The following is a 13,958-nucleotide window of genomic DNA, read 5'->3' as shown; positions in this document are numbered from 1 at the left end:
AATATTTGGCAGGAAGTTTCTTCTATATTTTATTTTTTGGCAGGAGATGCCTTTTATGTCGATATCGCCACTGGTGTTGGATCGTTTTGATCGCCATATCTTGGATATTCTCCAGCAAGAGGGGCGCATCAGTAACCAGGAGCTGGCTGATCGAATCGGGCTTTCGCCTTCGCCCTGTTTGCGCCGGGTGCGGGCCTTGGAGGAACACGGTTTAATACTGCGCTACCGCGCGGAGGTCGATACCCGCCAACTGGGCTACCAGCTAATGGCGCTTCTGCATATTTCCATGGACCAACACACGCCGGAGCGCTTCGATAATTTTGAACGCCATATTCGCGAGATACCTAACGTTGTCGAGTGCCTGATCATTACCGGCCAGGCGGCTGATTTTCAGCTCAAAATCCTGGTGCGCGATATGGACGACTATCAACATCTGCTTCTACATGTGATTAATCGTATCGAGGGCGTGACCGGCGCCCATACCAGTTTTGTATTGCGGCGGGTATTTGAACATCGTCCGGTACCGACGGATCGGGTTTGAAAAACGTGCCATAGCCAACCACCGGTGTGGCGGTTTAGACTGCTTTTTTTCAACCTGTTAGGAGTTTGCACTATGACTATTCAACGTCACGATACAAAAGCCCGCATGAGTCGTGCGGTAATTCACCAGGGCGTGGCTTATCTGTGTGGCCAAGTGACTGGCCCTGAGGCCCGTGACGGTGATATCACGGCCCAAACCGAAAGCATGCTGGCGCGGGTTGATGCGCTGCTGAAAGAGATCGGTTCAAGCCGTGAGCAGCTGCTTAGCGCGACGATTTATCTTAAGCATGGCAGCGACTTTGCCGCGATGAATGAGGTATGGGACAACTGGGTGCCAGAAGGCTACGCCCCAGCGCGCACTTGCGTATGCGCGCCACTGCCCGCTGAGGAGCTTAAAGTAGAAATTACCGTGACTGCCGCAGTGAGCTAGCCCCTCACTCCTCACCCCTCACTATTTTTCATTCACTTCCCAGGCTTTTCCACCGGAAAGCGGGTATCGCGCAGGCTGTCTTTGATTTTCTTGAGGTGGGGTAAAAAGTCTTCACCGCGCCTCAAGGTCACCCCAGTAGCCAGCGCATCAATCAGGGTTAGCTGAATCACTCTCGAAGTCATCGGCATGTAGTGGTCGGTGTCTTCGGGAGTGGCGACTTCAAGCGTGGCGGTACACTCGCTAGCCAGCGGTGAATTGGGCGCGGTAATACCAAGAACGACCGCCCCGGCATCCCGCGCCAAACGGGCGATATCCACCAGCTCCCGGGTGCGTCCGGTGTAGGAGATAATCACCACCACATCCCCGGTATGGCAGGCGGCGGCGACCATGCGCTGCATCAACACATCAATATAGGCCATCACCGGCAGGTTGAAGCGGAAGAACTTGTGCTGGGCATCCTGGGCCACCGCCCCGGAGGCGCCCAGGCCAAAAATGTGGATCTGCTTGGCCTGGGTGAGGTAGTCGACCATACGTTCGACGGCGCCCATATCGATTTCGCGCTGGGCTTCATCAAGCGCGGCGATGGTGGCGCCAAAAATTTTGTGGGTGTACTGGGTGGCAGAGTCACCGGGCTCCACCGCACGGGTTACATAGGGCGTGCCACCGGCTAAGCTCTGGGCCAGTTTAATTTTGAAATCGGGGTAGCCTTTAGCGCCAAAGTTACGGCAAAAGCGGTTAACCGTGGGCTCGCTAACGCTGGCCGCCTGGGCGAGGCTGGCAATGCTTAGGCTGGTGGCGACCGTCGGGTCCTCAAGAATTACATTGGCGACTTTACGCTCCGAGCGGTTGAGTTCTTCTAAACGTTCGCGTAAGCGGTCAAGTAAGTCATGAGCCATTAACGGTCTCCGAAGGGGGATATGGAAAGTGGAGGTGTAGAAAGCAGTGGTTTCCACTCGCTACACCAGGTCACAAATGCCTCAGCGGGCAGCGGGCGGGCGTAGAAATAACCTTGCGCGGCTTCGCAGCCGATAGAGCTTAAATAGGCCGCCTGGGCTGAGGTCTCGATGCCTTCCGCCACCACATCACAGCCCACGCTGTGGGCAAGCTGGGTAATGGTGTGGGCCAGTTGGCGGTCAATCGCGCTGGTTTCCAGATCCATCACAAAGGCACGATCGATTTTTAGCGTCGAAAACGGTAGCGTTTTAATATACGCCAGTGACGACTGACCGGTACCAAAATCGTCGATGGCGACGGCAATATTCATTTCGGCTAATTGGGCAAGCTGCTGGCGAGCGTGATTCATATCGCTCATCAGCCCCGATTCGGTCACTTCCAAGGCCAAAAAGCGTTGGGGAATTTGCCGCTGCTCTAGGCGAGCAAGCAATTGATGGGCAAAGTCTTTGCGGCTCAATTGGCGCGCGGCTACATTCACCGCGATATGAAAATCGTCATTGAGCAGCCCTTGTGCCCGCCAGAGGCTGATATAGCGCATGGCTTCATCTAGCACCCAGTCGCCGATCGAGAGAATATCACCACTGGCCTCGGCCAGCGGAATAAATTCGCCGGGAGAGATAAGCCCGAATTCCGGGTGCTGCCAGCGCAGCAGCGCTTCTGCGCCCAGAATTTTGTGGTCAGCTAGCGATAGTTTGGGCTGGAAGGCGAGCGACATCTCGCCGCGCTCGGTGGCACCGCGAATCGCCTGTTGCAGCTGCAGCCGGTGGCGTTGCTTGGTCTCAAGCGCCGGCGTGTAGAGTTGAACCTTGAGCGATTCCAAAGACGGCAGCGCTAACGCCGCCATATGTACCAACCGTTCTGTCTCAAAATAGCCTGCTTCGGCGCTAATGCCGATACGTGCACTGAGGGGAAGTAAAAGCTCCTCCAGCGCCTGATCCTGATCGAAACAGTCAAGCAGTTTCTCGGCCAGGTGCAGCAGCGTGGTTGGGTTTGCTGTGGGGGAAATGACCAGCAGCTCGCTTCCCCCCCATAAGCCGAGCAGATACTCGACGTCGAGCTGTTGACGAAGCCGTTGGCTAATGAGTCGCAGCAGTTGATCGGCCACCCGGTAGCCATGCAAGCGCACCACATCATCGAGCTTATCAATAGCGATAAACAGTAGCCCAGTGCCCGAGGCCTGGAGGGCAGCAGCGTACAGCGCCTGGCTTAACCCACGTCGGTTGGGGAGCTGGGTAATGGGGTCGGTGCGAGACTGGCGGTCTAACTCTTGGGTGCGCTTGGCAACCATTAGCTCTAGGGTGTCGACCTGCTTCTCGCGCACCTGATAGCGGTGCTCAATGTTTAAGGTGTTGCGTATGCGTTGTAATACTTCATCCTGCTTAAACGGTTTGGTGATGAAATCACGTACGCCCATACTCAGGGCCCGCTGGCGGGTTGTGTCATCAATTTGCGCCGTTAGCACGATAATCGGCGGCATCTGCTCGGCGAAGTATTCACTTAACTCTTCAATCACCGCATAGCCGTCTAGGTGCGGCATACGGATATCCAGCAGCAGTAGATCCGGCAACTGCCGCTGGCAGTGAGCAAGCACCTGACGTGGGTCATTGATACCGTGAATGTTCTCGAAGCCATACTCGTCAAGAAGATCAAACATGAGCTCAATGTTAACCGTGCTGTCATCCACTATGAGCAGGTGTTTTTCAGTAAGGCTCATGGTTCCTTCCCCGACGCGGTCTGCATAAACTGAGTAATGGTGGCTTCTAGTTTATCAAGTTCAAGCGGTTTCGTGAGGTAAGCATTAAAGCCCGCTTCCAGACCGCGCTTGATGTCGCCAGGCATGGCATTGGCCGAGAGGGCGATCACCGGCAAGGTTTGCAGCTGTGGGTCGCGGCGCATTGCTTCTAATGTCTGGTAACCGTTCATACCCGGCAGGTGGACATCCATGAGTACCAGGGCAGGCGAGCAGTGACGCATTATTTCCAGGCCAATTTCAGCGCTGGACGCAATCTGCAGCGTTATCTCGCCCATCTCTTCAATGATATCTTCCATTAGCCGCTGATTGGCGGGGTTGTCCTCAATATACAGCAGTGTAAAGGCGTTGCTGGGCTGAGCATGAATCGGATGGGTCGCAGGATGCGCGTCGGCGCTAGTGTCTGCGTTAGCGCCTGGGCTAGCAGTGGGCAAGGTAAACCAAAAGGTGGCGCCTTGGCCGGGCTGGCTGTCTACCCCCAGCTCGCCGCTCATGCGCTCGACTAGCTCGCGGGTAATCGCCAGGCCAATACCGGAGCCTTCTATGCTGCCCCCTTCGGCATCCAGGCGATTAAAGGGCTCAAATAGTTCGTGCTGGCGTTCCGGGTCAATGCCAGGGCCTGTATCGGTTACGCTGATACGCACATGATCGACTAAATGCGCCACGCTAATATCGATTGAGCCGTTGGGGCTGTTGTACTTAATCGCATTAGAGAGCAGGTTTAAAAGAACCTGTTTGGTGCGCGTGTAGTCGGCGTTTACTTGCCAGCGATCATTTGGCGAGGTGTAGCGAAGCTGGATGCCTGCCGCCTCGGCGCAGTCTTCTAAAGTGGAGCACGCGTCGTTAAACACATTGGCGAGAATGATCGGTTCGATGGAGAGCGTCATGTGACCTGCTTCGATTTTAGCCAAATCAAGTACTTCATTAATCAGGCTGAGCAGGTGCTGGCCGCTTCTCTCGATTTGAGAGACCTGGCGTTGCTGCTTAACGCTAAGTGGTTCGCGGCGGCTATTAGCCAAAATCTGCGAGAACCCGATAATCGCATTTAGTGGGGTGCGCAGTTCGTGGCTCATCGATGAGAGAAATTCACTTTTCGCCCGGCTGGCGGTTTCCGCCTGGTCGCGGGCGGCGGCCAGATCGAGCATGACCTGTTCGCGCTCGGCCATTTGGCTGTAAAGATTAATCAATAGCGAGCAGGTGTCGGTAAACGGCTGTAGCCAATCCAGCAGCGCCTGGTTCAGTGGCTGCTGGCTATTGGCGATGGCGTACATACCAATCAGATGTTCGCCGCTGAAAATAGGAACGCCGAGGTAGTTATGGAACGGCGTGTCCGCGATGGGAAAACCACTGCGTTTAATATGAGGGGCAATGTCGTCGGCAATGATCACTTCACCATAGGCAAAAACACGCCCTAACATTGAATCTGGGTCGGTGAGTTTTAAACTGCCATTACGCAGTTGGTCTACCAGACTACGTGATTCTTCGTTCCAAGTGAGGTGGGTAATCGCATGAACTTTAAGTGCGTTGGTGGCGTTGGACGGCAATACCTCGCCAATCAGTGCGTAGTCACTATCGGTGAGCTCACGCAGCGCTTCCATCAAAAATACCCAAAGCCGTTTTTCCGACATCAGCGCCTGATAGTCGGTAATACCTTGATGGAGAATTTTGAGCAACTGCTGCTCTTTTTGCATCATGCTAGCGGTCTGGTTGAGTTCCACCTGCAGCTTGTGTTGGCGGAGTAGCTCTTCAACCTGTCCCGCTAAACTGCCCAGTCGCTTTAAATCACGCTCGCTGAACTGACGCGGCTGGTGGTCAATAATGCACAGGGTGCCAATGGCTATGCCTTGGAGTGGCCGTATGGGGAAACCCGCGTAAAAACGGATGTTCGGCGAGTCTATGACCAGTGGGTTGTCTGCAAAGCGCTTGTCCTTATGGGTGTCTTCGATGACCAGCGGCCCATCGATGACGATGGCATGGGCGCAGAAAGAGAAGGCCCGGTCGGTTTCACACACCTCAAGCCCTTGGTGTGATTTAAACCATTGCCGTTCTTGGTCTATTAACGACACTAAGGCGATAGGCACATCGAACAGGTCGCGGGCGAGTTGCGTCATGCGCTCAAACGCCTTGTCACTGGGCGTATCGAGTATCTTTAAATCATGCAAGGCCGCCAGGCGCTGTGTTTCATTTTGAGGGATGTCTGGGGCTTGCATGGCCATTCCAAAGTAGAGAATTATTAAAATATTCTAAAAGGTCGTTAGACCAATAGGTAATTACCTATCGGTTATTAATCTATCAGCTTTAGCCAAGACCTATAAGTTTTATTAGCCAGCGTCGGTAAGGTGGGTAAAGTAGTCGGCTCGTGGCTCGTTTAGCCTGATAAAAAACGCCGCGCAAGTGGCTAAAACGCTCAAAGCCGTGGCGCCCATGGTAAGCCCCCATGCCGCTCTCACCGACGCCGCCAAAGGGCAACGAAGGCACTGCGTGATGGAGCAGCGTAGCATTAAACACCAGCGCACCAGAGCGAGTTGCTTGCAGCAACTGCTGCTGTAAACCCTTTTTATGTGTGAAGGCATACAGCGCAAGGGGGTGAGGGCGGGCATTCACATAGCGTATTGCCGCGGCCATGTCACTAACGCCAATCACCGGTAGGCAGCGGCCAAAAATCTCCTCGCGCATCACCTGAAGCCCCTGGTGGGGGTCGATAATCAGCGCCGGGGCATAAGAGCCGTGATCAATAATTCTGCAGCCGTGGTCATGGGCTTCTTGTAGCATGGCATCCAGCCGTTGCTGATGGGCCGCATTAATCGCATGGGTGGCCGCGTTGGCAGAGGGGCGCTGCTGTTGAATAGCCTCGCTTAACGCTTTAACCAAGGCACTAATATGGCGGCTCTCAACCAGCACGTAGTCGGGGGCGATACAGGTTTGTCCGCCGTTCATGCCTTTCCCGAAAATAATATCCGCTGCCGCTTTAGCGAAATCTGCATCGCCTGCCACAATAGCAGGTGACTTTCCGCCCAGCTCTAGTGTCACCGGGGTTAAATTCGTGGCGGCCGCCTGGGCGACTTGGCGGCCCACCGCCTTAGAGCCAGTGAATACCAAGTGGTCGAATGGTAGCTCGCTAAAGCGACGTGCTACTTCTATATCGCCTTCGATTACTTTGAACTCTTCATGGGTGAAGTATTGCGGCACTAGGCGCTTTAGCAGAGCGCTGGTGGCGGGGCTGTGCTCGCTGGGCTTTAGCATTACCACATTGCCCGCTGCAAAGGCATCCACGACCGGCATGAGTGCCAGGCTCCAGGGATAGTTCCAGGGCGACATTACGCCGACCACGCCCAGCGGTTGAGGTGCGATGCGGGCCCGGGCAGGCATTAAACGCCATGGCATACTGGCTGATCTAGGGCGCATCCAGCGCCATAGATGCAGTCTGGCGTGGCGAATAGCGTGGAGCACCGCGCTGATTTCAGCCATGCGTATTTCCACGTCGCTGCGCTGACCAAAGTCCGTTTGAATCGCGCGGATAATCTCAAGCTGATGATGCTTGGTCATGCGCGCTAGGCGGGCTAACCGTTCACGCCGCAGCGTTAGCGTCGGGTAGGGCATTTGATCGGCAGCTTGGCGCTGCGTTTGAAAATCACCGGTCAGATCGCGCGTCATGGCCTTTCCTTATATGCCGTTACCGGCATGGCGTTAACGTTTAGTACGGCAGTTCAATCGCCGCATCTGCTTTCGTTGGCATAGCCCGTTAATCTAGCCCGTTGATTTAGCCCGTTGATCTAGCCAGTGGGTATAGATGATGAGTGTAAACGGTTTATATAAACAGTTAGTGTAAAGTGGTCTTTTCGCTTCTACACGCTCGGGAAGGTGCTATGCCGTTACCCCCACTGTCGATCACTATTCTACCCACCATTGAGGCCGTTACGGCAAGCCAGTGGGATGCACTGGTAGATGACGATCAACCTTTTTTGCGTCACGCGTTTTTACACGCCCTGGAGGCCAGTGGATCTGTTAGCGAGACCACGGGTTGGGAGCCTTGTCACCTGAGTGTATGGCAAGACGCACAGCTGGTCGCGGCGATGCCGATGTATCGCAAGCATCACTCCTATGGTGAGTATGTGTTTGATTGGGGGTGGGCGGAAGCCTTAGAGCGTGCTGGCGGCCGCTATTACCCCAAAGCTCTCAGCGCAGTGCCGTTCACGCCGGTGCCCGGCGTTCGTACGCTCATCGCCAAGCACGCCGATGCCCGAGCCGTTCGCGCTCTGCTGGCCGACGCTTGGCGTGAACAGTGTGAAAGCCTTGATCTGTCTAGCTGGCACTTGCTGTTTGCCGATGAAGCGGACGTCGCCGCCTGGCAGGCCCAGTGCCCCGAGCTGATCAGTCGTGAAGGTGTGCAATTTCAATGGCGTGATCGCGGCTTTGGTGACTTTGAAGGCTTTCTGGCCAGCCTTACCTCGAAACGGCGTAAGATGATCAAGCGCGAGCGGCGCTTGGTCGCCGAGCAAGGCTTGAAGGTTGCCTATGTAGAGGGCGATGCGATTACCCCAGCGGATATAACGCATTTCTATCGCTGCTATGCGATTACCTACCATGAGCGTGGTCGCCCACCTTATTTAAACCATGACTTTTTTGAACGCCTGCGCCAAACCATGCCCGAGGCAATGGTGCTGGTGCAGGCCTATATTGAAGATCGCCCGGTGGCGGCAGCGCTCTATTTCCGTGGCACTGAGTCGCTTTACGGACGTTACTGGGGAAGTGAAGTGGTGGCTGACTGCCTACACTTTGAGGCGAGTTACTACCAGGGCATTGAGTACTGTTTGCAGCATGGCTTAGCGCTATTTGATCCGGGTACCCAGGGTGAGCACAAACTGGTGCGCGGCTTCGCTCCCCAGCGGGTGCGTTCGCTGCACTACATTCGCCACCCTGGGCTGGCTGCCGGTGTCGCCCAGTTTTGTCATCAAGAAGGCGAACATGTCAGCGCCTACCGCGAAGCGGCCCATCAAGCATTGCCATTTAAGCTGTTATTTGAGCTGCCATTTAAATGACGCGCGGCTCGCTGGTGTTGCGCCTTGATGGCATAATGCGCGCCAATCAGCGCGTCTAGTGGAAACAATTGCTGTTTTAATACGTCTTTTTTTATATTCAGCCTATTCAATCAGTTCTAAGGGATAGGCTGGAAGAGATAGGTTATCGGAGAGCAGTGATGCGCAAATGGTTAGTAATGACATTGCTCGCTGTCTTGGCGCTGCTTCAATACGAGCTGTGGTTAGGCAACGGTGGCTGGCGCGATTTGCAGCGCGTGGAGCAGCGGGTGGCAGTGCAAGAGGCGGCCAATGTGCCTATGCGCGAGCGCAATGCGCGGCTGGCGGCCGAAGTAACGGATTTAAAAACCGGTTTAGACGCGATTGAGGAGCGGGCGCGAAGCGATATGGGCATGGTTCGCACCGACGAACAGTTCTTCTGGGTGCCGGGAGTCGCGATTCAAAATGAGCTGATCGGCATCAATGCCGGGTTGGTCGCACCCCAGGGGCCGCGTCAATGAGCCAAACCTGGCTAATTGTTCCCGCGGCGGGTCAAGGTCGCCGTATGGGGGCCGATAAGCCCAAACAGTACCTGAGCTTAGCCGACGAGCAGCCCGTGCTGGCGCATACCTTGGCGCGTCTTCATAGCGCTTTTCCAGCCGCTCGTTTGATGCTCTGTTTAGACGCCAGCGACCGCTGGTTTTCGCCACACTGGGTGCCTTTCGCAAAGTGGCAGCGGGTGCCGGGTGGCAGCGAGCGAATGGACAGTGTATTGAATGCGCTGCATGCCATGGCGGCTGCAGACGATGACGTTGTGATGGTGCACGATGTGGCCCGCCCCTGTATTACCGTGGGCGACCTTCAGGCGCTTTATCAAGCTGTGGCGACACACCCTGCGGGCGCGCTTTTGGCGATGCCGGTCGCTGATACCATGAAGCGTGCCGATGACCAGTGCCTAAGCGCGCGAACCGAACCCCGGGATGGCTTGTGGCACGCGCTAACGCCCCAAGGCTTTCGCTATGCACTGCTGCGACGAGCCCTGGAAACCGCTCGCCAGAAGCAAACGCTGGTGACCGATGAAGCCTCGGCGGTTGAAGCCTTGGGCGAGCATCCGCAGTTAATAAGCGGGCGCCGTGACAACCTTAAAATTACCCACCCGGACGACTTGGTGCTAGCAGCCGCGATTATGGCGGCCCAAACCGCTAACACTCCCGGCGGGCTTTAATCACTAGGAGCTTAGTAATGCGTATCGGCCACGGATTCGATGTACACCGCTTCGGCCCCGGTGATCATTTAATGATTGGTGGCGTTAAGCTGCCGTTTGAACACGGCTTCGTCGCCCACTCCGACGGTGATGTACTGCTCCACGCGATTAGCGATGCGCTGTTGGGAGCCTGCGCGCTGGGCGATATTGGCCGCCACTTTCCCGATACCGACCCGACGTGGGCCGGCGCCGACAGCCGCGAGTTGTTGCGTCATGTGGTCACGCTGGTGCAAAAACAGGGCTATGGAGTCGTCAATATCGACACCACGCTGATGGCCCAAGCACCTAAAATGGCGCCGCATATCGAAGCCATGCGGGAAGTCATTGCCGCTGATTTAGGCGTTACGCTTGGTCAAGTCAATGTTAAAGCCACCACCACCGAACGATTAGGTTTCACCGGGCGTGGTGAAGGCATTGCCGCGGAGGCGGTGGTACTGCTTAACCGTGCTGAGGCGCTTAATGATTAATATGCCTGAGTGGCAGCGCTGCCTGGATGCTCATTTCGGCCCACCCAAACCGGGCCAGTACCGTGCCCAGCCGGAGGACTTCTGGGTCGATGAGCAGCTTGATTTTACTCCGGAGGCACACGGTGAGCATCTATGGTTGCGCGTTGAAAAGCGCAATCAAACCACGTTAGATGTGGTTAAGACCTTAAGTCGGCTTTGCGGCGTGACGCCCCGTGATATTGGTTACTCGGGCATGAAAGACCGTATTGCCGTCACCCGCCAGTGGCTGAGTGTGCATTTGCCCGGCCGTGACGCGCCGCCTGAGCTTGAGCAGTCGCTTGCGGCGCTGGGCATCACTATCGTTGAGCAGGCACGCCACCCCCGTAAGCTGAAACGTGGCGTTCACCGCACTAATCGGTTTGTTTTGCGCCTGAGCGGTGAGGCCGTTGAGGCTGAAGATTTTGTCGGCCGCTGGGAAGCCCTCTGTCAGCATGGCGTGCCTAACTATTTTGGCCCCCAGCGCTTTGGTCTTGAAGGACGTAATCTTCAGCGTGCCGAAGCACTACTTAACCGAGGTTGGCGCAAGCGCGACGATCGCCAGGGTATGATGCTCTCCACGGCGCGCAGTTTTCTGTTTAATGAACTGCTTAGCGCGCGAATAGTGGATGGCACCTGGGCGCAGCCGCTGGCGGGCGATACGTTAATGCTGGACGGCACGCAAAGCGTGTTTCGTATTGACGCCTGCAATGCGACGCTACTGGCCCGCGCCGCTGAGCTAGATGTTCATCCCACCGGTGTGCTCTGGGGCGTTGGCGACGCTGGCGAAGGCGACGCTGCTGGTTATGAGGCGCGTTTGTTGCAGCACTACCCTGGGCTATGTAATGGCTTAGAACGTAGCGGGGTCAAACAGGCGCGCAGGGCGCTGCGCATGCGGTTGCTGGATTCCCAGATTAGCTGGGAACCTGGGGCTGTCCGGCTTTCGTTTTCACTGCCGCGGGGCAGTTTTGCCACCGCCGTGCTGGGTGAGCTGATGTTAGCAAACTGATGCTATGAGCTGATTTTTGAGAATTGATAGCGGTGGGCTGATCCAGTCGTTAGTGCCTGTTTAAATAATAAGGCCTAGAGGTTAGTAAAAGTGATGGATATAAGCCGCCTCGTTACGAGCTTATGATCAAGGAGACCCGCCATGCGGCGACTACTGCTTTCAAATGATGATGGTGTGCACGCACCTGGACTGCGTGCGCTGCACGATGCGCTGTTGGCCCATGCCAATATTCGCGTAGTGGCGCCTGATCGAGACCGTAGCGGTGCCAGCAACTCGCTAACTCTGTCACGGCCACTCTCGCTGACAGCATTAGATAACGGCTTTTATAGCGTCGATGGCACGCCCGCGGATTGCGTCTATTTGGGCGTGCATGGGGTATGGGACGAAAAGCCCGATTTAGTCATCTCAGGTATTAATCACGGCAGTAACCTGGGGGACGATGTGCTTTATTCAGGCACCGTCGCGGCGGCGATGGAGGGGCGCAACTTGGGAATGACGGCGATTGCCATGTCGCTATGTGGCGAGCGCCATTTTGCCACTGCCGCTAGAGTGGCCGCTACCTTAATCGGTGCTGCGGATCAGCTCTCGCTACCGCCGCGGACGCTGCTGAACGTCAATGTGCCCGATGTACCCTGGGAGGAGATTAAAGGCGTTAAAGTGACTCGCTTAGGCTATCGTGGGCCGGCAGAAAAACCGTTAGCAGTGCAAGACCCGCGGGGGCGCACGCGCTACTGGATTGCGCCGGTAGCGGCCAATGCTGATGACGGTGATGATACTGATTTTGCTGCTGTCGAGGCGGGCTATGTGTCAATTACCCCCCTTCAAACAGACCTAACGCGGCACCCCGCGCTTAACGATGTGCAGGATTGGTTGGATGTTTTTGCCTGATATCTCTCCAGGAGAGCTGCGCGGTCGCGGCATGACCTCCCAGCGCACTCGTGACCGTATGGTCGAACGCCTCATGCAACAAGGCATCAGCGATGCCCGGGTACTGGAGGTAATGGCGGGTGAGCCGCGTCACCTGTTTGTTGATGAAGCGCTGGCCCATCGCGCTTACGAAGATACCGCGCTACCGATTGGCTTTAGCCAAACGCTGTCGCAGCCGTTTATTGTGGCGCGGATGACCGAGCTTGTGTTGCGGGCCTCGCCGCGCCGCGTCTTGGAGCTGGGTACGGGGTCTGGCTATCAGACGTTAATACTGTCGCGATTGGTAGAAGAGCTCTACTCCATCGAGCGCATCAGCGCGCTACACGAGCGTGCGGCAGAGCGGTTAAGACGGCTAGCAGCACCTGCCACGCTGGCGGTGGCTGATGGCGGCTATGGTTGGCCTGACGCCGCACCGTTTGACGTTATTTTGCTAACCGCTTGTGCTCAGACACTGCCGACAGCGCTGCTAGAGCAATTGAGCCACGACGGGGTGCTGATCGCCCCGTTAGAGGAGCCTGACGGTAGCCAGTGGCTTACTCAGGTAAAGCGCATCGGCAGTGCCTTTGAAAAGCGTCGGCTTGAGCCCGTGCGTTTTGTACCCTTACTGCAAGGAGTAGTGGATTGAAGCGGCAACCCTTAGGAATATTTTTACGCGGCGCAGGGATGGGCGCCGCCGACGCGGTGCCTGGCGTGTCGGGAGGAACAATTGCGTTTATTAGCGGTATTTATGAAGAGCTGATTAACACCATCAAACAGTTTGGGCCCAGTGCTATTGGCGTATGGCGTCGGGGTGGCTGGCGGGCCTTGAGCCAACATTTAAACCTCGCCTTTCTGGTGCCGCTGCTAGCGGGGGTTGCTGTTAGCCTGTTTAGCGTGGCGCATTTAGCGCTCTGGTTGATGGAAGCGCACCCGCTGATGCTGGATGGATTCTTTTTTGGCCTGGTGGCCGCCTCTGCACTGGTGGTAGGGCAGGCGAGTAATGGCTGGAAACTGTGGTATTTAGTGCCGCTATTGGTCGGGCTGTTACTAGCTCGAGCGTTGCCAGGCATGATGCCGTTGGTGTTATTAATGGGTAATGAAGCATTGGTAGTAATGGTGGCAGGCTGTATCGCCATTAGCGCCATGCTACTGCCGGGCGTGTCAGGCAGCTTTCTATTGCTGACCATGGGTCTCTACGGCACCATCATGGGCGCAATTCGCAGTTTCGATTTGGGCATTATCGTGCTGTTTGGCATGGGCTGTGTAGTGGGCTTGGCGCTGTTTTCACGGCTGCTGTCCTGGCTGTTACGGCGCCACCACACCCCAACGATGCAACTGCTATTGGGGTTTATTGTCGGTTCGCTACCGGTTCTCTGGCCATGGCGGGAGCTGTTACGCTACCAAATAGGGCCAGAAGGGCAAATGATTCCTCTGGAGTACCGCTATTTATTGCCCGCTGACTATGCCGTATTGACCGATGCTTCGGCTCAAGTGGTCGGTGTTGTCGCGCTAATGGCCGTGGGCGCACTGATTGTCGTGTTACTCAACCGACATGCGGATCGTCGGCCAATCGATACCCAGCTTGGCGCTGAAAAGGAGTAAGGTTTT

At 56.0% G+C, this 13,958-nt stretch carries 14 protein-coding genes; 10 read left to right on the top strand and 4 right to left on the bottom strand.

Annotated elements, in window-relative coordinates; translation table 11 throughout:
* The first annotated feature begins 55 nt into the window (after window positions 1–55).
* On the top strand, window positions 56–541 hold the full coding sequence (locus J7J49_RS09190) for an Lrp/AsnC family transcriptional regulator (RefSeq protein ID WP_064234317.1): 486 nt from the start codon (window positions 56–58) through the stop codon (window positions 539–541).
* Window positions 542–613: 72 nt separating this feature from the next.
* Window positions 614–970 (top strand): RidA family protein, encoded by a 357-nt coding sequence (locus tag J7J49_RS09185; RefSeq protein WP_215091961.1) that lies wholly within the window; start codon window positions 614–616, stop codon window positions 968–970.
* Between the two features lie 32 nt (window positions 971–1,002).
* Here the strand turns inward: J7J49_RS09185 and J7J49_RS09180 are convergent, their stop codons facing one another.
* From J7J49_RS09180 to J7J49_RS09165, 4 genes are all read right to left on the bottom strand, one after another.
* Entirely contained in the window at window positions 1,003–1,866 is an 864-nt protein-coding gene (locus J7J49_RS09180) for a MurR/RpiR family transcriptional regulator (RefSeq protein ID WP_064234319.1), read from the bottom strand.
* The gene (locus tag J7J49_RS09175; RefSeq protein WP_215091959.1) at window positions 1,866–3,638 is read right to left on the bottom strand and encodes an EAL domain-containing response regulator; all 1,773 of its coding nucleotides are present in this window, start codon (window positions 3,636–3,638) and stop codon (window positions 1,866–1,868) included. Before J7J49_RS09175 ends, J7J49_RS09180 begins: the two co-directional genes overlap by 1 nt.
* Window positions 3,635–5,884: an ATP-binding protein gene (locus J7J49_RS09170; RefSeq protein ID WP_215091957.1), complete on the bottom strand. Its 2,250-nt coding sequence runs from the start codon at window positions 5,882–5,884 to the stop codon at window positions 3,635–3,637. Before J7J49_RS09170 ends, J7J49_RS09175 begins: the two co-directional genes overlap by 4 nt.
* An 88-nt stretch (window positions 5,885–5,972) precedes the next feature.
* The gene (locus J7J49_RS09165) at window positions 5,973–7,328 is read right to left on the bottom strand and encodes an aldehyde dehydrogenase family protein (protein WP_215091955.1); all 1,356 of its coding nucleotides are present in this window, start codon (window positions 7,326–7,328) and stop codon (window positions 5,973–5,975) included.
* Window positions 7,329–7,540: 212 nt separating this feature from the next.
* Between J7J49_RS09165 and J7J49_RS09160 the strand changes: the two genes are divergently transcribed.
* The 8 genes from J7J49_RS09160 to J7J49_RS09125 all read left to right on the top strand — a co-directional run bounded on the left by J7J49_RS09160 (window position 7,541) and on the right by J7J49_RS09125 (window position 13,952).
* Window positions 7,541–8,713 (top strand): GNAT family N-acetyltransferase, encoded by a 1,173-nt coding sequence (locus tag J7J49_RS09160; RefSeq protein WP_215091953.1) that lies wholly within the window; start codon window positions 7,541–7,543, stop codon window positions 8,711–8,713.
* 158 nt (window positions 8,714–8,871) lie between these two features.
* The gene (ftsB, locus tag J7J49_RS09155; RefSeq protein ID WP_064234324.1) at window positions 8,872–9,210 is read left to right on the top strand and encodes a cell division protein FtsB; all 339 of its coding nucleotides are present in this window, start codon (window positions 8,872–8,874) and stop codon (window positions 9,208–9,210) included.
* The gene (gene ispD / locus J7J49_RS09150; RefSeq protein ID WP_064234325.1) at window positions 9,207–9,914 is read left to right on the top strand and encodes a 2-C-methyl-D-erythritol 4-phosphate cytidylyltransferase; all 708 of its coding nucleotides are present in this window, start codon (window positions 9,207–9,209) and stop codon (window positions 9,912–9,914) included. The genes ftsB and ispD overlap by 4 nt, the downstream gene beginning before the upstream one ends.
* 17 nt (window positions 9,915–9,931) lie before the next feature.
* Window positions 9,932–10,420, top strand: coding sequence for a 2-C-methyl-D-erythritol 2,4-cyclodiphosphate synthase (ispF, locus tag J7J49_RS09145; RefSeq protein ID WP_064234326.1), 489 nt, complete (start codon window positions 9,932–9,934; stop codon window positions 10,418–10,420).
* Window positions 10,413–11,444, top strand: a complete 1,032-nt coding sequence (gene truD / locus J7J49_RS09140; protein WP_215091951.1) for a tRNA pseudouridine(13) synthase TruD — start codon at window positions 10,413–10,415, stop codon at window positions 11,442–11,444. The genes ispF and truD overlap by 8 nt, the downstream gene beginning before the upstream one ends.
* A 141-nt stretch (window positions 11,445–11,585) precedes the next feature.
* Window positions 11,586–12,332 carry a 5'/3'-nucleotidase SurE gene (gene surE / locus J7J49_RS09135; RefSeq protein ID WP_215091949.1) on the top strand — a complete coding sequence of 249 codons (747 nt, stop codon included), beginning with the start codon at window positions 11,586–11,588 and terminating at the stop codon, window positions 12,330–12,332.
* Window positions 12,319–12,996, top strand: a complete 678-nt coding sequence (locus J7J49_RS09130) for a protein-L-isoaspartate(D-aspartate) O-methyltransferase (protein ID WP_064234329.1) — start codon at window positions 12,319–12,321, stop codon at window positions 12,994–12,996. The genes surE and J7J49_RS09130 overlap by 14 nt, the downstream gene beginning before the upstream one ends.
* Window positions 12,993–13,952, top strand: coding sequence for a DUF368 domain-containing protein (locus tag J7J49_RS09125; protein WP_215091947.1), 960 nt, complete (start codon window positions 12,993–12,995; stop codon window positions 13,950–13,952). Before J7J49_RS09130 ends, J7J49_RS09125 begins: the two co-directional genes overlap by 4 nt.
* Window positions 13,953–13,958: the final 6 nt, after the last annotated feature.

Origin of the sequence: Halomonas sp. ISL-56, assembly GCF_018612805.1 — a bacterium.
Lineage (GTDB): Bacteria > Pseudomonadota > Gammaproteobacteria > Pseudomonadales > Halomonadaceae > Vreelandella.
Note: the sequence above shows the minus strand (reverse complement) of the source record. Positions and strands in the feature narration are given on the sequence as shown.

Coding starts and splice junctions, on each gene's coding strand:
- J7J49_RS09190 (WP_064234317.1), top strand. CDS start 56: ATGTCGATATCGCCACTGGTGTTGGATCGTTTTGATCGCCATATCTTG.
- surE (WP_215091949.1), top strand. CDS start 11,586: ATGCGGCGACTACTGCTTTCAAATGATGATGGTGTGCACGCACCTGGA.
- J7J49_RS09180 (WP_064234319.1), bottom strand. CDS start 1,866: ATGGCTCATGACTTACTTGACCGCTTACGCGAACGTTTAGAAGAACTC.
- J7J49_RS09130 (WP_064234329.1), top strand. CDS start 12,319: ATGTTTTTGCCTGATATCTCTCCAGGAGAGCTGCGCGGTCGCGGCATG.
- ispF (WP_064234326.1), top strand. CDS start 9,932: ATGCGTATCGGCCACGGATTCGATGTACACCGCTTCGGCCCCGGTGAT.
- ispD (WP_064234325.1), top strand. CDS start 9,207: ATGAGCCAAACCTGGCTAATTGTTCCCGCGGCGGGTCAAGGTCGCCGT.
- J7J49_RS09160 (WP_215091953.1), top strand. CDS start 7,541: ATGCCGTTACCCCCACTGTCGATCACTATTCTACCCACCATTGAGGCC.
- J7J49_RS09175 (WP_215091959.1), bottom strand. CDS start 3,638: ATGAGCCTTACTGAAAAACACCTGCTCATAGTGGATGACAGCACGGTT.
- J7J49_RS09185 (WP_215091961.1), top strand. CDS start 614: ATGACTATTCAACGTCACGATACAAAAGCCCGCATGAGTCGTGCGGTA.
- truD (WP_215091951.1), top strand. CDS start 10,413: ATGATTAATATGCCTGAGTGGCAGCGCTGCCTGGATGCTCATTTCGGC.
- ftsB (WP_064234324.1), top strand. CDS start 8,872: ATGCGCAAATGGTTAGTAATGACATTGCTCGCTGTCTTGGCGCTGCTT.
- J7J49_RS09165 (WP_215091955.1), bottom strand. CDS start 7,328: ATGACGCGCGATCTGACCGGTGATTTTCAAACGCAGCGCCAAGCTGCC.
- J7J49_RS09170 (WP_215091957.1), bottom strand. CDS start 5,884: ATGCAAGCCCCAGACATCCCTCAAAATGAAACACAGCGCCTGGCGGCC.